The 17,859-nt window shown below is 69.7% G+C and carries 15 protein-coding genes and 3 tRNA genes; 9 read left to right on the forward strand and 9 right to left on the reverse strand.

What is annotated here, in order from left to right:
- Positions 1–6 precede the first annotated feature (6 nt).
- A complete protein-coding gene (gene leuC, locus ACIBG8_RS40640; RefSeq protein WP_397348549.1) occupies positions 7–1,371 on the reverse strand; it encodes a 3-isopropylmalate dehydratase large subunit in 1,365 nt (454 codons plus the stop codon).
- Positions 1,372–1,431: 60 nt separating this feature from the next.
- Here leuC and ACIBG8_RS40645 point away from each other — a divergent pair, with 60 nt between their 5' ends.
- Positions 1,432–2,148: an IclR family transcriptional regulator gene (locus ACIBG8_RS40645; protein WP_397348550.1), complete on the forward strand. Its 717-nt coding sequence runs from the start codon at positions 1,432–1,434 to the stop codon at positions 2,146–2,148.
- A 58-nt stretch (positions 2,149–2,206) separates the two neighbouring features.
- On the forward strand, positions 2,207–3,943 hold the full coding sequence (locus tag ACIBG8_RS40650; RefSeq protein ID WP_397348551.1) for a hypothetical protein: 1,737 nt from the start codon (positions 2,207–2,209) through the stop codon (positions 3,941–3,943).
- Here ACIBG8_RS40650 and ACIBG8_RS40655 read toward each other — a convergent pair.
- From ACIBG8_RS40655 to ACIBG8_RS40670, 4 genes are all read right to left on the reverse strand, one after another.
- Complete coding sequence (locus tag ACIBG8_RS40655; protein WP_397348552.1) at positions 3,940–4,623, reverse strand: SGNH/GDSL hydrolase family protein; 684 nt, start codon at positions 4,621–4,623, stop codon at positions 3,940–3,942. The genes ACIBG8_RS40650 and ACIBG8_RS40655 overlap by 4 nt on opposite strands.
- A gap of 254 nt (positions 4,624–4,877) precedes the next feature.
- Positions 4,878–4,950, reverse strand: a tRNA-Glu gene (locus tag ACIBG8_RS40660).
- 18 nt (positions 4,951–4,968) lie between these two features.
- Positions 4,969–5,044, reverse strand: a tRNA-Glu gene (locus ACIBG8_RS40665).
- Between the two features lie 134 nt (positions 5,045–5,178).
- Positions 5,179–5,250: transfer RNA gene (locus ACIBG8_RS40670), tRNA-Gln, on the reverse strand.
- Positions 5,251–5,411: 161 nt separating this feature from the next.
- Between ACIBG8_RS40670 and ACIBG8_RS40675 the strand changes: the two genes are divergently transcribed.
- Positions 5,412–7,379 (forward strand): M3 family metallopeptidase, encoded by a 1,968-nt coding sequence (locus tag ACIBG8_RS40675; RefSeq protein WP_397348553.1) that lies wholly within the window; start codon positions 5,412–5,414, stop codon positions 7,377–7,379.
- A gap of 83 nt (positions 7,380–7,462) precedes the next feature.
- Positions 7,463–8,971, forward strand: coding sequence for a hypothetical protein (locus ACIBG8_RS40680; RefSeq protein WP_397348554.1), 1,509 nt, complete (start codon positions 7,463–7,465; stop codon positions 8,969–8,971).
- Here ACIBG8_RS40680 and ACIBG8_RS40685 read toward each other — a convergent pair.
- Positions 8,941–9,480 carry a PadR family transcriptional regulator gene (locus tag ACIBG8_RS40685; protein WP_397348555.1) on the reverse strand — a complete coding sequence of 180 codons (540 nt, stop codon included), beginning with the start codon at positions 9,478–9,480 and terminating at the stop codon, positions 8,941–8,943. The genes ACIBG8_RS40680 and ACIBG8_RS40685 overlap by 31 nt on opposite strands.
- Positions 9,481–9,535: 55 nt before the next feature.
- On the opposite strand from ACIBG8_RS40685, the gene ACIBG8_RS40690 reads away from it, so the two are divergent.
- Complete coding sequence (locus ACIBG8_RS40690; RefSeq protein ID WP_397348556.1) at positions 9,536–10,834, forward strand: MATE family efflux transporter; 1,299 nt, start codon at positions 9,536–9,538, stop codon at positions 10,832–10,834.
- Here the strand turns inward: ACIBG8_RS40690 and gltX are convergent.
- Positions 10,728–12,101, reverse strand: a complete 1,374-nt coding sequence (gene gltX / locus ACIBG8_RS40695) for a glutamate--tRNA ligase (protein WP_397348557.1) — start codon at positions 12,099–12,101, stop codon at positions 10,728–10,730. The two genes, ACIBG8_RS40690 and gltX, sit on opposite strands and share 107 nt — an antisense overlap.
- Positions 12,094–12,858, reverse strand: coding sequence for a fumarylacetoacetate hydrolase family protein (locus ACIBG8_RS40700; protein WP_397348558.1), 765 nt, complete (start codon positions 12,856–12,858; stop codon positions 12,094–12,096). The genes gltX and ACIBG8_RS40700 overlap by 8 nt, the downstream gene beginning before the upstream one ends.
- 83 nt (positions 12,859–12,941) lie before the next feature.
- Here ACIBG8_RS40700 and ACIBG8_RS40705 point away from each other — a divergent pair, with 83 nt between their 5' ends.
- Both ACIBG8_RS40705 and ACIBG8_RS40710 read left to right on the forward strand, forming a co-directional pair.
- The gene (locus tag ACIBG8_RS40705; protein ID WP_397348559.1) at positions 12,942–14,210 is read left to right on the forward strand and encodes a serine/threonine protein kinase; all 1,269 of its coding nucleotides are present in this window, start codon (positions 12,942–12,944) and stop codon (positions 14,208–14,210) included.
- Positions 14,203–15,201 (forward strand): hypothetical protein, encoded by a 999-nt coding sequence (locus ACIBG8_RS40710; protein WP_397348560.1) that lies wholly within the window; start codon positions 14,203–14,205, stop codon positions 15,199–15,201. The genes ACIBG8_RS40705 and ACIBG8_RS40710 overlap by 8 nt, the downstream gene beginning before the upstream one ends.
- A 54-nt stretch (positions 15,202–15,255) precedes the next feature.
- Here the strand turns inward: ACIBG8_RS40710 and ACIBG8_RS40715 are convergent, their stop codons facing one another.
- Positions 15,256–15,459, reverse strand: a complete 204-nt coding sequence (locus tag ACIBG8_RS40715; protein WP_358061494.1) for a cold-shock protein — start codon at positions 15,457–15,459, stop codon at positions 15,256–15,258.
- Between the two features lie 229 nt (positions 15,460–15,688).
- On the opposite strand from ACIBG8_RS40715, the gene ACIBG8_RS40720 reads away from it, so the two are divergent.
- Both ACIBG8_RS40720 and ACIBG8_RS40725 read left to right on the forward strand, forming a co-directional pair.
- Complete coding sequence (locus ACIBG8_RS40720; protein WP_397348561.1) at positions 15,689–16,915, forward strand: amidohydrolase family protein; 1,227 nt, start codon at positions 15,689–15,691, stop codon at positions 16,913–16,915.
- 326 nt (positions 16,916–17,241) lie between these two features.
- Positions 17,242–17,859, forward strand: a complete 618-nt coding sequence (locus ACIBG8_RS40725) for a nitroreductase family protein (RefSeq protein ID WP_397348562.1) — start codon at positions 17,242–17,244, stop codon at positions 17,857–17,859.

Genomic DNA, 17,859 nt, shown 5'->3' on the forward strand with positions numbered 1-17,859 from the left:
GGGTGGTCAGAGGTCGGCGGGTGCGGTGAGCCTGCCGGTTACGGCGGTCGCGGCGGCGACCTGCGGCGAGACCAGGTGGGTGCGCCCGCCCTTGCCCTGCCGTCCCTCGAAGTTGCGGTTCGAGGTCGAGGCGCTGCGCTCGCCGGGAGCGAGCGTGTCCGGGTTCATGCCCAGGCACATCGAGCACCCCGCCTCGCGCCACTCGGCACCGGCCGCCTTGAAGACCTCGTGCAGCCCCTCCTTCTCCGCCTCCAGCTTGACCAGCATCGAGCCGGGCACGATGAGCGTGCGCGTCTTGACCTGGCGTCCGCGCAGGATCTCGGCGGCCGCCCGCAGGTCCTCGATGCGCCCGTTGGTGCAGGAGCCGACGAAGACGGTGTCGACCTCGATCTCGTTCAGCGGCGTCCCGGCGGTCAGCCCCATGTAGTCCAGCGCGCGCTGGTCCTCGCCGCCGCGCGGCGCGGGCACGGCCGTGTTGAGCGGCGCGCCCTGGCCCGGGTTGGTGCCCCACGTGACGAACGGCGACAGCGTCGTGGCGTCGATCTCGACGACCTTGTCGAAGACGGCGTCGTCGTCGGTGCGCAGCGTCTCCCAGTAGGCGACGGCCTGGTCCCACGCGTCGCCGGTGGGGGCGTGCTGGCGGCCCTTGAGGTAGGCGAACGTGGTCTCGTCCGGGGCGATCAGGCCGGCGCGCGCGCCCGCCTCGATGGACATGTTGCAGACCGTCATCCGGCCCTCCATGGAGAGCTTGCGTATGGCCTCGCCGCGGTACTCGACGATGTAGCCCTGCCCGCCGCCGGTGCCGATCTTGGCGATGATGGCCAGGATCAGGTCCTTGGCGGTGACGCCGACCGGCAGTTCGCCGGAGACCTCGATGGCCATGGTCCTGGGGCGGTACGCCGGGAGCGTCTGCGTGGCCAGCACGTGCTCGACCTCGGACGTGCCGATGCCGAACGCGATGCCGCCGAACGCGCCGTGCGTGGAGGTGTGAGAATCGCCACACACGATGGTCATGCCGGGCTGCGTCAGGCCGAACTGCGGGCCGATGATGTGCACCACGCCCTGGCCGGCGTCGCCCATCGGATGCAGGCGGATGCCGAACTCGGCGGCGTTCTTGCGCAGCGTCTCGACCTGCGTCTTGGAGACCGGGTCCTTGATCGGGCCGAGCACGGTCGGGACGTTGTGGTCCTCGGTGGCGATGGTGAGGTCGGGCCGCCGCACGGCCCTGCCGGCGAGACGGAGACCGTCGAACGCCTGCGGGCTGGTCACCTCGTGAATGAGGTGAAGGTCGATGTAGAGCAGGTCAGGTTCGCCCTCGGCACGCCGCACGACGTGCTGTTCCCATACCTTCTCCGCGAGTGTGCGGCCCATTTCTCCTCCTTGAGAACCGCCGACTTGCTTTCTCATATGTCGAGACGGCAGTATCGGTGTATGGACAACTCTAGCGGAGTCGGAGTACTCGACAAGGCCGTTCTTGTACTCAATGCGCTCGAAGCGGGTCCCGCTTCGCTGGCCCAGCTCGTTCAGGCGACCGGATTGGCCCGCCCCACGGCCCACCGGCTGGCGGTCGCCCTGGAGCACCACAGGATCGTCTCTCGCGACACCCAGGGCAGGTTCGTCCTTGGTCCGCGTTTGAGCGAGTTGTCCACGGCGGCGGGTGAGGACAGGCTCCTGGCCGTCGCCGCCCCCGTGCTGACGCAGTTGCGCGATCTGACGGGAGAAAGCGCGCAACTCTACAGACGTCAGGGCGACGAGCGGGTCTGCGTGGCCGCTGCTGAGCGGTCGAGCGGGTTGCGGGACACCGTACCCGTGGGCGCCGCCCTGCCGATGACGGCGGGCTCCGCCGCCCAGATCCTGCTGGCCTGGGAGGAACCCGACCGCCTGCACAGGGGCCTGCGCGGGGCCAAGTTCACCGCGGCCACCCTGGCCTCCGTACGCCGCAGGGGCTGGGCGCACAGCGTGGGCGAGCGCGAGCAGGGTGTGGCGAGCGTTTCCGCACCGATCAGGGGCGCGGGCGGCAAGGTCATCGCCTCCGTCTCGGTCTCCGGCCCCATAGAGCGGCTCACCAGAACCCCTGGACGACTGCACGCTGTGCCCGTTATGGCGGCTGCTGAACGGATCACGGAGGCTATGCGCCGCTCGTCATGATCAGCAAACCCGCTGATTTGGGGAGGCGAGTGCCTCCCGGGCGCACTAGCCTGAGTGCGTGACAGATCGCATCGAGGTAGCCGCCACGGAGCTGCGTCCCCTGCTCCAAGAGTTCATCCTGTGGGCGCAGGAACACGCCCCCGGCAGCGACCCCGACCTCGTGGGGCCGGTGGCCCTGTGGCACAGGCTCTCCGCCTCCGACGACGTCGGCAGGTGGAGGCGCACCGACCTCCGTTCCGTGCTCCTGGAGCGCATGCCCCAGGCCGTCGAGGACCCTGACGCCGCGGCCGACGGGATGATCGGCGCGGTGAGGTCCTACCTGACGTTCCTGTCCGAGACGGAGCGGCTCACCAAGCGTTCCGACTCCCTCGACGAGCTGCTCGACGAGCTCGACGATCTGGAGGACGACTTCGTCGACGCGATGGAGGACCTCATCGACGAGGGCGATCTCGAGGACGAGGAGGGCGAGGAGGAGGACGAGACCGGCGACCTGGGCGACTTCGAGCCCTTCGCCGACGAGCTCGCCGATCTGCCCACGATCAGGCTGCGTCCCGACGCCGAGCTGGCGACGGCCGCGCGTGCCGTACCTCTCATCGCCAAGGCCCGTGACCTGGCCGTCTGGGTGGGCTCCGCCCGCTCGGTGGGCGAGGAGACGCTGCTGTCCGACCCCGAGGTCGAGGAGGCGCTGGCGATCGTCGGGCTGCCGAGGCCGCAGACGCAGCTTCCGCTCGGCCAGGCCGTACCCCAGCTCTGGAACATCTGGAACCTCGCGGTCGACCTCGAGTTCATCACCCCCGACGACCACGAGACGGTCAGCGTCGACGACGACACGGACGCGTGGCCGTTCGACGACGACGAGGACGTGCTCGACGCCTGGATGCTCGGCCTGCACTCGGTCGACTACGGCGACCCCGAGCTCGGCGACGAGGACCTCACGCTGGTCCTGGCCGGGCTCACCAGGGCGCTGCTGGTCAGGCTGCTGCTGGCGGACGGCTCGCGCGACCTCGACGAGCTGCGCGCCGAGCTGGCCGAGGCGGCCTCCGACCTCGACGAGCTGGGCGCCGACGCGTGGGCGGCGGCTGTCGACCACTACGGCGACCCGCTGGCCCCCGTCCTCGACTGGCTGGTCGGCTACAGCATGGTCACTGTTTCCGGCAGTACGGTCTCCCTCACGCCGCTGGGCACCGAGGGCGTGGTGCACCTGGTGGACGACGCCGACATCGAGGTGGACGCGCGTCCGGCGATCGAGTCGATGAGCGCGCACGACCTGCTCTCGCTCAGCGCCGAGCTGCCAGAGGACGAGGCGGACGCGGAGTTCGGCGCGTGGATGGAGCTGCGCGACCCGGCCAGGGCCGCCGAGGAGCTGCTCCAGGCGGCGGCTGAGGACGACAGCGACGCGCTCATCAGGGTGCAGGCGGCCAGCGTCGTCGGCACGCTGGGCGAGGCGGCGATCCCGGCGTGGCAGGCGGCGCTCAAGGAGCCGTCGCTGCGCCCCTACGCGGCCACGCACCTCACGCAGCTGGAGGTGGAGGACGCGCCGGAGCCGACGCAGGACGACACCCACTGGCTGATTCTCGACATGTGGACGATCTCTGCGGGTCTGGGCCGCGCCGAGTTCGTGAGCAGCCTGCGCGACGTCGGGCCCGACCTGCTCAACAACCTGCTTGAAGTGAGCTGGAAGATCCCGCACGCGCACATGGAGGAGCTGCTCGACCTGATCGCGCAGGTGCATCCGGACAAGCAGGTCGCCAAGGCGGCCAAGCGGGCGCTGTTCAAGGTGCGCTCGGCTTCCTAGCCTTGGGGGCTCGCCGCCCAGTGGGTGGCGAGCCCTTCTGCCCATCGGGCGTAGCCCTTGCTGGACGGGTGGAATCCGTCCTCGGCGAACATGTCGGGCTCCGGGGTCTCCATGGGGGTGTAGCGGTCCCCCGCGACCTTTCTGATCACCTGGTCGAGCGCGGCCGCGCGTCGGCCCATGACGGTGCGGAGCGGGCGGGGCAGCGACGGGAACTCCCCTACCGGAGGCATCCCGGCCACGAGCACCCTTTTCGCCGGGATCTTCTTCAGGACCTCGGTCAGGTCGCTCTCGAAGACCCGCAGCCTGGTGAGCTCCAGCAGGTCGTTGACCCCGAGCGCGACGACGACGAGGTCGGCGGGGTCGAGCAGCGCCACGAGCTCGTCGGCCACCCGCCTGGCCCGCGCCCCGGTCCGCGCCGCCACCTGCCACTCGACGGGCCTCTTCAGCCGCTGGGCCAGCTCTCTGGCGAGATGCCCGGCCAGGGCGTCGTCCTGCGTCGCCGCTCCCACGCCCGCCGCCGTGGACTCCCCCAGAACCCCGAGCCTGTACGGTTCCCCGTCCCCTTGGGTGACGCCGCGCCGCGATCCTGCCGCCTCGGGCAGCCGCGGGGTGCTCCGCCGCACCCTGAGCGCCTGGACGGCGAGCACGGGCGCGAGAGGAAGTGCGGCAAGAAGATTCACGACCGGGATCATAAACGCAAAAAGCCGCAATCAAATTGATCACGGCTTCTGAGAGAGGAAGGTGTAGTCCCGATCGGATTCGGACCGGTGCTGGCGCCTTGCCGAATGGATGACACGTGCGGCGTCCTGCGTTGCCGGAGGCGACGCACCTTGAAGGTGTAGTCCCGATCGGATTCGGACCGGTGCTGCCGCCTTGCCGAATGGGTGGCACGTGCGGCGTCCTGCGTTGCCGGAGGCGACGCACCTTGAAGGTGTAGTCCCGACCGGATTCGAACCGGCGCTACCGCCTTGAGAGGGCGGCGTCCTGGGCCACTAGACGACGGGACCTTCGATGCTCTATGACAGTGGTAGTCCCGACCGGATTCGAACCGGCGCTACCGCCTTGAGAGGGCGGCGTCCTGGGCCACTAGACGACGGGACCCTGTCACATGCGATCGTGCCGGATCTCCCCGGCAACGCAGGTAACTCTACCGCACCCCGAGGACCACAACCAAACCGCGGGATCAACCCCCGGAAATCAAAAAACGGATGTCTCAGAAAGACATCCGTTAAATGCTGGGGTACCAGGACTCGAACCTAGACTAACTGAACCAGAATCAGTCGTGCTGCCAATTACACCATACCCCACCGCACCGGACCCCTGAGGGTTCGTGTGGCGACGTCCGAAAGAATAGCCCAGCTTCGGGCCAGGACCAAAACGAATAGCGAACTGCCCCTCCGCGACGCGCGGCGCACGCGGGGACATGCCAAGCTGAAGGGGACAAACCACCATGTGAGGAGCCTGAGCGTTGGCCGAGAACCCGTTCTTCGCACCCAGCGGCCTGCCGTACCTGCTGCCGAATTTCGCGGAGATCCGCGAGGAGCACTACCTGCCGGCCTTCGAGCGCGGCATGGCCGAGCAACTCGCCGAGGTCGACGCCATCGCCGGCAACCCCGAGCCGCCGACTTTCGACAACACGATCGCCGCCCTCGAGCGCTCGGGCCAGGTGCTCAAGCGGGCCGCGACGGTCTTCTTCAACGTCGCCGCCTCGGACTCCACCGACGGCATGATGGCGATCGAGACCGAGATCTCCCCCAAGCTGACCAAGCAGCAAGACGAGGTCAAGCTCAACCGCGCGCTCTGGACCCGCATCAAGCAGGTCAACACCGGCGAGCCTGAAGAGGCGTGGCTGCTGGAGAAATACCGCGAGGACTTCATCAGCGCGGGCGCCGACCTGGGCGAGGCGGAGCAGGCCAGGTTGAAGGAGCTGAACGAGGAGCTGTCGAAGCTCTCCACCGAGTTCGGCCAGAACCTGCTGAAGGCCTCGACGGAGGAGGCGCTGGTCGTCGAGGACGCGGCCGAGCTGGACGGCCTCCCCGAGGAGCGGCTCGCGGCGATCGCCAAGGACGGCAAGTACGTCCTCCCGCTGCTGAACTTCACCAACCAGCCCGCGCTGGCACAGCTCACCAACAGGGAGACGCGCGCGAAGCTGTACAAGCTGAGCGTCGAGCGGGCCAGGCAGAACTTCCCGCTGGCCATCAGGATGGCCACGTTGCGCGCCGAGCGCGCCGCCCTGCTGGGCTTCCCCAACCATGCCGCCTACACGGTGGCCGACCAGACGGCGAAGAACGTCGACGCGGTCGAGGCGATGCTGGGCCAGCTCGTCGGCCCCGCCGTACGGAATGCCAAGAAGGAAGCCGAGGCGCTGGCCGAGCAGGCCGGGTTCCCGATCGAGCCCTGGGACTGGTCGTTCTACTCCGAGAAGGTGCGCAAGGCGCGTTACGACTTCGACGCCGACGCGCTGCGCCCCTACTTCGAGCTGAACCGGGTCTTCAAGGACGGCATCTTCTTCGCCGCCGGCAAGCTGTACGGCCTGAGCTTCACCGAGCGCCCCGACCTCAAGGGCTACCACCCCGACGTGACGGTCTTCGAGGTGTTCAACGAGGACGGCTCGGCCGTCGGCCTGTTCCTGCTCGACCCGTACGCCAGGCCCACCAAGCGCGGCGGCGCGTGGATGAACAACCTGGTCGACCAGTCGTTCCTGTTCGGCGAGAAGCCGGTCGTGATGAACAACCTCAACGTCACCAAGCCGGCCAGCGGGCCGACGCTGCTGACGTACGACGAGGTCAACACGGCTTTCCACGAGTTCGGCCACGCGCTGCACGGCCTGTTCTCCGACGTGCGCTACCCGCGGGTCTCGGGCACCAACGTGCCGCGCGACTTCGTCGAGTACCCGTCGCAGGTCAACGAGATGTGGACGACCTGGCCCGAGGTCCTGGCCAACTACGCCAAGCACGTCGAGACCGGCGAGCCGGTCCCGGTCGAGCTGGTGGAGAAGATGAAGGCGGCGGAGAAGTTCAACCAGGGCTTCGCCACCGTGGAGTACCTGGCCGCGACGCTGCTCGACTGGGCCTGGCACAAGCTGGCGGACGGCGAGGTCGTCGAGGACGCCGAGGCGTTCGAGGCGAAGGCGCTGGAGGACGCGCAGATCGCCTTCCCCCTGGTCCGCCCGCGCTACCGGACGAACTACTTCCAGCACATCTTCTCCGGCGGCTACAGCGCGGGCTACTACTCCTACATCTGGAGCGAGGTGCTCGACGCGGAGAGCGTGTTGTGGTTCGAGGAGAACGGCGGGCTCAAGCGGGAGAACGGTGACCACTTCCGCAAGGAACTGCTGTCGCGCGGCGGCAGCCTCGACCCGCTGACCGCGTTCCGCAACTTCCGCGGCCGCGACCCGCGCATCGAGCCGCTGCTGGAGCGCCGCGGTCTGAGCTAAAAAATCACCCCCCAGAGGTTAAAGCGGACATAAAGGTACGAGTATGCTCCTCAAGTCCTTTATGTCCGACCTCGGGGTGTGCGGTGTTCGTTCGATGGGGCAGCCTCGCGGTGGCTGCGACGCTTCTCGTGCCGGGGGCGGCTTTCGCCGAGGACGGTGAACCGCTGATCTCGTCGGTGGTGTCACCGAAGGTCATGGACAGCGGGCATCCACAGACGATCAGCGCGGCCGTACGCAGCGAGAGCCCCCAGGGCCTCGCCGAGGTGCGCCTCGACGTGCTCGGCGCCTCCGTGCCGATGCTGCGCGCGGCCGACGGCCGCTACAGCGCCGAGTTCACCGTCCCACCCGTGGCGGAGAAGACCGTCACCACGCCGACGATCACCGTCACCGACGGCAACGGCCAGACCGTCAGCGAGACGCTCGACGAGAGCACGGTCTGGCCCGCGCACGACCCCGTGGTGAAGGCCGTCACCCCGGCCGCCACCGAGGTCGAGCCGGGCGACCTGCTCCAGGTCGAGGCCCAGGTCTCCAGCGACAGCCACCTGGGCGTCCAGCGGGTGCTGGTCTTCGACGGCGCGCGCGGGGTGGGGCTGCTCAAGCCGTCCGACGGCGCGTTCGACGGCAAGGTCTACATCTCCGACGAGCAGAAGAGCGGGCCCCTGCACCTGACGGCCGTGGCCGAGGACGCCAACGGCAGGCGGTCGGCCGCGCTGCCGCTCGACCTCACCGTCGGCAAGGCCACCAGGCCGCGCATCCTGTCCTCGACGCTGACGCCGTACCGCGCCGCGCTGGCCGGGCAGCCGATCGAGCTCGACCTGCAGGCCGAGAGCGGGCCAGGGCTGAAGCGGGCGTGGCTGGACGTGGCGGACTCGCGCCCGGTGGAGCTGAGCCGTACGTCGGGGAACGCGCACCGCGGCGGCTACGAGGGCGTCTGGACGCCGCCGGGCGTCGGCGACTACACCGTCACCCTGACGGTCACCGACGTCAACGGCCGTACGGCGCAGCGCGACCTCACGCTCCGCGTCGTGGACCAGGTCAGCGCCAAGGTGTCCGACGTGTCGGGACCCGGCACGCTGACCGTCTCGCCCGGCTGGGCGATGCTGACGCTCACCGCGACCGCCAAGGGCGAGATCGACCGCGTGCTCGCGCAGTGCGGCGACACCCAGACCACGATGACGCGGGTGTCCGACCCCACCTTCAGGCAGACGATCAGCCTGCCGCCGGACATCTCGCCGGGCAAGCTCGACTGCGCCGTCCAGGCCATGGACACCGCCGGTCTCAGCTCGCCGCCCAAGCACGTGACGGTCAAGGTCAAGCGGCTGACGACGTTCAAGGAGCTGAAGCTCAAGGACGGCAGGCTGACCGGCTCGCTGTACGCGGTCGACGGGACGGGCGCGGCGTACGGTCACCTGAACGACGCCGAGGTGGAGCTGCTCTTCCGCAGGAACGGCTCCTCGACCTGGCATCACAGGTCGACCGTGGTCACCAGGGGGCACGGCGGGTTCAGCTTCAAGGCGAAGCGCAGGGGCGACTGGAAGGTCGTCTACCGGGGCTCCGCCGACTACACCCGGGTCAGCTCCCCGATCGTCTGACGCAGCCACTCCCGCTCCGCCGTACCGGTCGCCCTGGCGATCAGGAGCATCCCGCGCCTGAAGCGGTCGGTGACCTCCTCCGCCTTCACCGGCCGCTCGCCGTCGTAGAAGAAGCTCGCGGGCGCGTCCAGGAAGTCGAGCCTGCGCTGCAGCACCCGCACCTGGTCGGCCTCAGGCAGGGCGCTGAGGAACGTCAGCAGGGCGAAGAACTTCGTCTGGTCGCTGATCTCCAGCTCGGTCGGCTCGCGCAGCCGCCGCATCAGCTCCTCGCGCCCGGCGCCGGTGAGCGTCAGCACCTGCCTGCGCGCGGCTCCCGCGCCCTCCTCCTCGCGCCGGTCGACCAGGCCCCTGGCCTCCAGCCTGGCGATGGCCGGGTAGAGGGCGCCGTCGCTGACCTGGCGCAGGTGCCCGGTGAGCGCGGCCAGCCGCGCCTTGAGCTCGTACCCGTGCATCGGCTGCCGTTCGAGGAAGCCGAGGATCATCAGCGTGAGGTCGCCGCCACTTGCCATGGATGCATCGTATCGCTATACCTCTATTAGAGATAACTCGAATCGAGGTATTGAGATGCGTTTGATCCGCCTGGCGTTGCCGGTCTACGTCGAGCTGCTCACGGCCGTGGTCGCGGTGAGCGTCATCGACCTGCTGTGGGTGGCCGGGCTCGGCGAGCGCGCCATCGCGGCCGTGACCGTGGCGACGACGACCGAGTACCTGGCGCTCGGCCTGTTCCTCGGCGTGCAGACGGGGGTGACCGTCCTGGTCGGCAGGCGGGACGGCACCGCCCCCATCGCACCGGTGGTGCGGACCGGATGGGCGTTGTGGGCAGCTGTCAGCCTCGCCGTGGCTCTGCCGGGGGTGTTACTGCGCGAGCCGCTGGCCGCCCTCTTCGCCGCCGACGCGCCTACGGCCGGGCTGACCGCGGACTTCTACCTGATCTCGCTGGCCGGGCTGCCCGTCTTCTTCGCCCAGGGCCTGGTGGACGCGGTCGTCAAGGGCAAGGGCAACACGAAGATCCCGATGCGGAACGCGCTGATCTGCAACGTGCTGGTGATCGCGCTGGACCCGGTGTTCATCTACGGGCTGGACCTCGGCGTCCAGGGCGCCGCCCTGGCCACCGTCCTCGCCCGCGCCCTCACCCTGGCCGTCTCCTTGAAGACGTTGGTACGGCTGGCGCCCAGCGACGCGCCGGGCCTCGTGAAGGCGCGCGAGATCCTCCGCCCCGGGCTGCCCATGTCCGGAGATTTCCTGGCACGGGCGCTGGTCGGGATGGTGCTGGTCGACGTCGTCGCCGGGTTCGGCGTCGCGGCGCAGGCCGGGTACGGCATCGGGCTCAAGGTGATGCTGGCCGGCGTGATGGTGTTCTACGCGCTACGGCAGGCGTCGATGATCCAGACCGCGCGCTCGGAGGCGGCAGGATCGCCCGTGCTCATCGGCCTGGCTGCGGGCGCGCTGGTGGCCCTGGTGCTCAACCTCGTGGCCGAGCCGGTGACGGGCCTGTTCACCGGCTCACCTGAGGAGGCCGTGACCTTCCTCAGGTGGATGACGCTCTACCTCATCCCCTTCGGCGGCCTGATCGCCGGGGGCGGCGCGGCGCAGGCCTCGGGGCGGGGCGGGCGGTTGCTCGCCGCCACCCTTGCCGGCTTCGCCGTACAGCTGCCGCTCGCCTACGGCCTGAGCGCCTGGCTGGGGCTCACGGGCGTGTGGCTCGCCATGGCGGCGGGGGCGGGGCTCAGCCTCGCCCTCGCCCCACGGGCGGCGGTCAGCCTTCCAGGCGGGCCAGGGCGGCGCGCAGGCGGTCCTGGGCGCGCTCGCGACCGAGGACCTCGATGGACTCGAACAGCGGCAGCCCGACCGTCCGGCCGGTGATCGCGACGCGGATCGGGGCCTGGGCCTTGCCGAGCTTGAGCCCGTGGGCCGTGCCGACCTCCTCCAGCGCGGTCTTCAGCGACTCGGTGTCCCAGTTGACCAGGTCGAGCCGGTCGAGGTAGGCGCGCAGGACGTCGTTGGCGCCCGCCTTCATCGCCTTGTCCCACGAGGGCTGGTCGAACACGGGCTCGTCCAGGAACAGGAAGTCGACGTTCTGCCTGATCTCGCTCAGCACGCCGAGGCGCGTCTGGGCGAGCGGGGCGAGCTTGCTGAACGTCTCGGCGTCCCACGACGGGTCGAGGTAGGGCAGGCAGCGCTCCTCGAAGGTCTCCAGCGGCAGAGCCCTGATGTACTCGCCGTTGAAGGCCTTCAGCTTCTTCTCGTCGAAGAAGGCGTTGGAGGAGTTGACGTCCTCCAGTTTGAACAGCGGCACCATCTCGGCCCACGGCATGATCTCGCGGTCGTCACCGGGACCCCAGCCGAGCAGCATGAGGTAGTTGACCATCGCCTCGGCCAGGTAGCCCTCGGCGCGGTAGTCCTCCAGCGCGACCTTGTCGCGGCGCTTGGACAGCTTCTTGCGCTGCTCGTTGACGATCACCGGCAGGTGCGCCCAGACGGGCGGGTTGGCCCCGAGCGCGGGCCACAACATCTCCTGCCTGACCGCGTTGGGCAGGTGCTCCTCGCCGCGCGCGACGTGGGTGACGGCCTGCGTGATGTCGTCGACGGCGTTGGCCAGCACGTAGAGCGGCGAGCCGTCGGTGCGGGCGATGACGAAGTCTTCCTGCGCGTCGTTGGGGAACTCCACCCGGCCGCGCACCAGGTCGTCGACCACGGTGACGCCCTCGTCCGGCGTGCGGAAGCGCACGGCGCCCGAGGTCAGGCCCCGGTCGCGGCAGAAGCCGTCGTAGCCCTTGTGCTCGGAGCCCGTGCGGGCCACCAGCAGCTCGCGGGTGCAGTCGCAGTAGTAGGCCTTGCCGTCGGCGAGCAGCTTGGCCACCGCCTCGCGGTGCTGAGGCTCGTTGGCCGACTGGAAGTAGGGCCCTTCGAAGACCGGGTTGGTGCCGTTGATGCCGATCCAGTCGAGGGCGGAGATGATGCCTTCCGTCCACTCCGGCCGGTTGCGCGTGGCGTCGGTGTCCTCGATCCGCAGGATGAAACGGCCGCCGCTCTGCTCGGCCACCGCCCAGTTGAACAGGGCCGCGCGGGCGCTGCCCACGTGGAACATGCCTGTCGGGGACGGGGCGAAACGCACCCGTACTTCAGTCACGGGAGACCACCTTGTTCGTCAGGGTGCCGATGCCCTCGATGCCCACGCTGACCTCGTCACCGATCTCGAGCGGGCCCACGCCCGCCGGGGTGCCGGTCAGAATGACATCGCCGGGGATCAGCGTCATGACCGCGCTCACGTAGGAGACGAGCGCGGGGATGTCGTGGATGAGCTGGCTGGTGCGTGCGCTCTGCCTGATCTCGCCGTTGACCGCGGTCGTGAGCGCCAGGTCGCTCGGGTCGAGGTCGGTCTGGATCCAGGGACCGATCGGGCAGAACGTGTCGAAGCTCTTGGCCCGGGTGAACTGCACGTCCTTCTTCTGCAGGTCGCGGGCGGTGACGTCGTTGGCGCAGGTGTAGCCGAAGATGACGTCCTTGACCCGCTCGCGCGGCACCTCGCGGCACAGCCTGCCGATCACGATGGCCAGCTCGCCCTCGAAGTCGACCCGCTCCGACTGCCCGGTCGGGTACGCGATGGCCTCGCCGTGCCCGATGACGGACGTGGACGGCTTGAGGAAGATGAGCGGTTCTTCTGGCACCTCGTTGCCCAGCTCGCGCGCGTGTTCCGCGTAGTTTCTGCCGATGGCGACGACCTTGCTGGGCAGCATGGGAGCCACCAGCCGCACCTCGGCCAGCGGGAACCGGTCGCCGGTGAACTGCACCTGGCCGAACGGATGCCCGGCGATCGTGGAGATGAAATCATCCTCGACCACGCCGAAAGAGACGCCTTCGCCTGTGGAGAACCTCGCTATACGCACGTGACAAGGTTAGTGCCGTTCCGCCTGTGCCTCGAAGCGGTTATCCTCGCAGCGATCACTCCCGTTGACGGGAAGGGCCGCCCATGGAGCCATTGCGTCCTGGAGATCCGGGGCGGATCGGGGACCATCTGGTCGAGGGCCGGCTCGGCGCTGCCGGGATCGGGCAGGTCTTCCTGGCCAGGACGCCGCGCGGGTTGCCGGTGGCCATCACGCTCGCCGATCCGCACCTCGCAGGCGATCCCGCCTTCCGCTCCCGCTTCCGCCGCGACGTCGACCTGGCGCGCGCGGTCAGGGGCGCCTACGTCGCGAGCGTCGTCGACGCCGACACCGAGGCCCCGCTGCCGTGGCTGGCCGCCGTCTTCCTTCCCGGGCTGTCGTTGCACGACGCCGTCGGCGTGTACGGCCCGCTGCCCGCGCCCGCGGTCCGCACGCTGGGGGTGGGGCTGGCCGAGGCGCTGATCGCCGTCCACCGCGCGGGCACCGTACACGGGGAGCTGGGCCCGGCCACGGTCAGGCTGACCACCGACGGGCTGCGGGTGACCGATCTGGGCAGGACCGGCGGACCGTCGCACTACCTGCCGCCGGAACGGGTGCAGCGGGAGGTCGTCGAGCCGCCGGGCGACGTGTTCGCCCTCGGCGCCTGCCTGGCCTACGCGGCCACCGGGCGCGGGCCGTTCGGCGAGGGGGCCGCCCACGTCGTGCTCTACCGCATCGTGCACGAGGAGCCGCAGCTCGACGGCGTCGCCGACGCGGGGCTGCGCGACGTGCTCGCTGCCTGCCTGGCCAAGGACCTAGCGGACCGGCCGTCGCCGCAGGAGGTCATGGACCGGCTGGCGGCCGTGGAGATGCCGGACGGGCTGGCCTGGCTGCCGCAGGAGATGGCCGAGGGCATTTCCAGGTACGGCGCCGCCGTACCTCCTGCGCCCGCGCGGTCGTTACCGGCGCCCGCCCAGGAACGCGTCGAGGAGCCGAGGCGGTGGCGGGGGCTCGCGGTGGGCGGGGCCGCGGCGCTGGTGCTGGCGTTGATCGCGTCGGGCACGCATCCGTCGCTGTGGAGCGACGGCGAGACGTGCGCGGGCATCGGTGCGGCGATGTCCATCGACTACGACAGCGAACCGCCGCCGGTGATCTCCACGTCCCTGTCCAGCGCCCAGGAGATGGAGAAGCGGATGGCCGCGTTCGACGCCTGGCTCGCCCGTCGCAAGGATGCCAGGGACAGGGAGATCAAGGAGCGCGCCCTTCGCTACCAGGCGCTCGCCAAGGAGGCGGCCAACCCCGAGCTGGCGAACGCGCTCGGCACCATCGTCGCCTCCGGGCACGGGTGGGAAGTGGTGAACACGTACTGTGGCTGAGCTCACCCACGTCGATCTGCGCCGCTCACGCGTCGTCGCGGCGACCGCCGTCTGCGCCGTCGTCGGCCTCCTGCTCCTGCTCAGCCTGCTGGGGCGGCTGATCGGCCTGCGTACCGACCGCGACGCCAGGCAGTCGGAGGTCGCGGAGCTCGTCGCGCTGGTCGTGCGCTTCCCGCTGCCGCAGAACCTCACGCTGCCCAGGCTCCTGTGGGTCCTGGTGACCTTCGCCGCCATCGCGCTGATCCTCTACGGGTCGCTGACCGGGCTGCGCAGGTCGGTTCCCGCCAGGCAGGGCGCGCTGACGGTTTTCCTGCTCGGCTGGTGTTGTACGGCTCTGGCCGTCTTCGCGGGCGGCTACCTCTCGATGTGCGCGGACCGCCTCATGTGGCCGGGCCTGGAGTTCAGCTCGCAGGCCATCGGCTACCTGCTGCCCAGGAGCGGCGTGTGGGCGCTGGCCTTCGCCTGGGTCGGCGGGGTCGGCGCGGCCGTCGCCTACTCGGCCACCGCACGTAACGCAGCGCCCGTCCTCGCGGCGGACGGGCGCAGGGCCGCCGTGTCGGCGGGGCTCGCCGCCGCCGCGTTCGCGGTGCTGCTGGGGGTCTTCGGCAGCCTCGGCCACGCGCGGCTGCGCCTCGACCTCCCCGGCATGATCTACTTTCCCGACCCGGTCAGCGGCTCGTCCCCAGGAATCAGCTTCGTCCTGCTCGCCCTGATGATCATCATCGGCTTCGTGGCGCTGGCCCTCCTGCTCGGCGTCGCGCTGCGCAGGAGCGGCGTGGGCGGGGCGTTCGTGCTCGGCTGGGGGTTCGCCGTGCTCGTCGCCGGAGGCGTCGGGATCGTCCGCAACGTGGCGGTGCTGATCTGGGAGCTGGTCAAGGGGGAGAAGGACGCCCCGTTCTACTGGACGCAGCTCGGCGACGGCGCCGCCTTCGGGCTGCTGACCGGGTGGGTCGTGGGCCTGGTCGCGGCCGTGGTGATGTCCAGGAAGTGAAAAAGGGCCCCGCACCTTGCGGTGCGGGGCCCGATTCGTTTCTCTCGTGATTACTTAGAGAGGAACAACCTGCTCGGCCTGCGGGCCCTTGGGCCCACGGGTGGTCTCGAACGAGACGCGCTGGTTCTCCTCGAGGCTGCGGTAGCCGTTCGTGGCGATGGCCGAGTAGTGCACGAAGACATCGGCGCTACCGTCGTCCGGCGCGATGAACCCGAAGCCCTTTTCGGCGTTGAACCACTTAACGGTGCCTTCAGACAACTGCTTCTCCTTCTAGGGAGCCTCACCCGCCGCCAGGGTGGCGACAGGGGCTGCGCTGCGGACCTTACCCTGCATCCGCCGAACCAGTCCGGAGAAGCAAAAAAGCCCGCTGTCAAAAAACTTCCTGCGGGCGTTCACGTTGTGCAAAACGTACGCGGAAACTGCGACTGCAACTTCCACAGACTATCAAACCTGGTCCGAGAGGGAAACCGTCGCTAGGTTCTGGACCATGGAACGAATCTCGGCAGACCTCCTCATTCCTGGCGACGGCGACCCCGTACGGAACGCTGTAGTCCTGCTGGAAGCGGGCATCATCCGCTACGCGGGACCTGCCGAGGAGGCGCCTCCAGGCGGCGTCACGGAGACCAGGGCGGCCGTCGTCATGCCCGGACTTTGGGACTGCCATAACCACCTCTTGGGGTTGACTGACCTGGACACCTCACGGATCGCGACGGTGCCGATGCCGCTTCGCGCCGCCCGCTCGGTGCCCGATCTCCGTGCCGCGCTGGACGCCGGGGTGACCTCGATCCGTGAGGTCGGCGGGCTGGGGGTCTACCTCGCGCAGGCGGTCGCTGAGGGGTCCGTGGAGGGGCCGGCCATCTACGCCTCCGGCTCGATCTTGTCCGCTACGGGCGGACACGGCGACGTGCACGGGCTGCCGTTGCACTGGGTCGCCGACTTCGGGCACTCCGGTGGAGACTTCCGGCTGGCCGACGGGGCGGACGAGTGCATGCGTGCCGTACGCGAGCAGCTCAGGCGCAACGCCAAGGTGATCAAGGTGTGCGCGTCCGGCGGGGTGCTGTCGGAACTGGACCACCCGATCCACCAGCAGTTCACGGTCGCGGAGCTGAAGGCGATCGTGGAGGTCGCCGGGATGGCCGACCGGGTGGTGGCGGCGCACTGCCACGGCAAGCCGGGGCTGATGGCCGCGCTGGAGGCGGGGGTGCGGACGATCGAGCACGGGACCTACCTGGACGAGGAGGTCTGCGACGCGATGCGGGAGACGGACGCCGTGCTGGTGGCGACGCGCACGGTGATCGACGAGCTGATGACGGACGGGACGCTGCCCGCGCCGCTGATGGTGAAGCTGAAGGGGGTGGCTGAGGTGCACGCGGACGCGGTGGCGCTGGCGCACTCACGGGGGGTGACGCTGGCGATGGGCACCGACATCTTCGTGAGCGGGGCGGGGCGGCCGAACTCGTGGGGACGCAACGGCCGCGAACTCGCCCACCTGGTGGCGTGCGGTCTGACCCCCTTGGAGGCCATCAGGACGGCCACGGCCAACGGCCCGCTGACCCTGGGACCGCAGGGGCCGCGCAGCGGGGTGCTGGCGACGGGGTACGACGCGGACGTCATCACGGTGGCGGCGAACCCGCTGGACGACATCAACGTCCTCGCCGACCCCACGCGGATCACCGGCGTCTGGAAGGCGGGCAGGCGGGTGAAGGCCGCGTGAAGCGCCCTCTTACTGGCGCTCCTTTCTCCTGCCGCCCGGCTGCGGGCTCCCTCCCGAGGCCGCACGCCGAGCTCCGCAGATCGGCGTGCCCGAGGCTGCGGGTGTGAAAAAGGCCACGATCACCTGTGAGGTGTTCACACTCACCGACGTGGACATATCACCGGGGGCAGAGCGGCGCTCCCCTTATCAGCGCCGACGGGAGGGTCTTCGTGGCAGGAGCGGACCGCCTACAGGCTGACCAGCGACGTGCTCTCGGCGGGCCGCCGAGCAGGGGACGACCGCCACCGAGGTTGTCAGTACGCAGACGTGTGACTAAGGAGAATGTCATGGAATTTCAGGAAGTAGTGGACCGCCGCCGGATGGTGCGCAACTACGACCCCGACCGGCCGATCCCGCCCGAGGTGCGTGAGCGGATCCTGCAGAACGCCCTCCACGCCCCCTCCGCCGGGTTCTCCCAGGGCTGGGCCTTCCTGGTGCTCGACGAGCCAGGCGACGTGGCGACGTTCTGGAAGGTGTCGGACGGCGGTGAGGAGCAGGAGAACCCCTGGGGCGCCGGCCTGCGCCGCGCCCCCATGCTGATCATCCCGCTCTCCCACAAGCAGGCCTACCTCGACAGGTACGCCGAGGCGGACAAGGGCCTGACCGACAAGTCGGAGTCACACTGGCCCGTGCCGTACTGGGACATCGACACCGGCTTCGCCTCCCTCCTCATGTTGCTCACCGTGGTCGACGAGGGGCTGGCTGCCTGCTTCTTCGGCATCCCGCCCGGCGACCGCATGGACGCCTTCCGCCAGGCCTTCGGCGTTCCCGAGGACTACACCCCGATCGGCGTGATCAGCGTCGGCTACCGCGCCAAGGACGTGCCGTCGCCGTCGCTCAAGCGGGGCCGCCGCCCGGTCGAGGACGTCGTGCACCACGGCTCGTGGGGCAACCGGCTAGCGTGA

This window comes from Nonomuraea sp. NPDC050556 (assembly GCF_044457355.1).
GTDB lineage: Bacteria > Actinomycetota > Actinomycetes > Streptosporangiales > Streptosporangiaceae > Nonomuraea.